At 66.7% G+C, this 441-nt stretch carries 2 protein-coding genes; one reads left to right on the top strand and one right to left on the bottom strand.

The window, feature by feature from the left end; translation table 11 throughout:
- A partial coding sequence (locus HWY05_RS37975) for a cupin domain-containing protein (protein WP_279614210.1) occupies positions 1-318 on the bottom strand: 318 nt, incomplete at its 3' end.
- Between HWY05_RS37975 and HWY05_RS37970 the strand changes: the two genes are divergently transcribed.
- The coding region (locus HWY05_RS37970) for an SDR family NAD(P)-dependent oxidoreductase (protein WP_244146816.1) at positions 254-441 on the top strand (188 nt) is incomplete at its 3' end. The genes HWY05_RS37975 and HWY05_RS37970 overlap by 65 nt on opposite strands.

Here is a 441-nt window from a genome sequence, read left to right as displayed (position 1 = left end):
GGACGGCACGCCTGGACGGCTGGAGACGATGTAGGCCGTGCTACCGATCAGGCAGACATCGCCGGCGTTCAGACGCTCGCCGGCGCGGCCGGGGCGTTCGATCCAGCATGCTCCCTTCAGGACGGCGACAAATTTCAAGCGTACTCGTTCGGGAAACGCGAGTGCCCAATCACCCGAGGCTTCGAGCCGAGTCGGACGAGTGGCCCGTGCATCGAGTAACGCAAGCACGTCGGAGAGTGGATCCCGGCGCGAGGTGGAACTGGCTAGCCTGGCGGCCGAGATCGACCATGCCGTGGGGCGGGCATGCCATCTCGTCACCGACGTGACCCGGCGCGCCGATCTGGAAGCCCTGGTTGCACATGCGGTGACCCACTTCGGGCGTCTCGACGTGATGGTGAACAACGCCGGCATCGGCCCGATCTCCCGCTTCGACGCGCTGCG

The sequence above is a fragment of the Paraburkholderia sp. BCC1876 genome (assembly GCF_902833695.1).
GTDB lineage: Bacteria > Pseudomonadota > Gammaproteobacteria > Burkholderiales > Burkholderiaceae > Paraburkholderia.
This window is presented reverse-complemented; position numbering and strand designations above follow the sequence as displayed.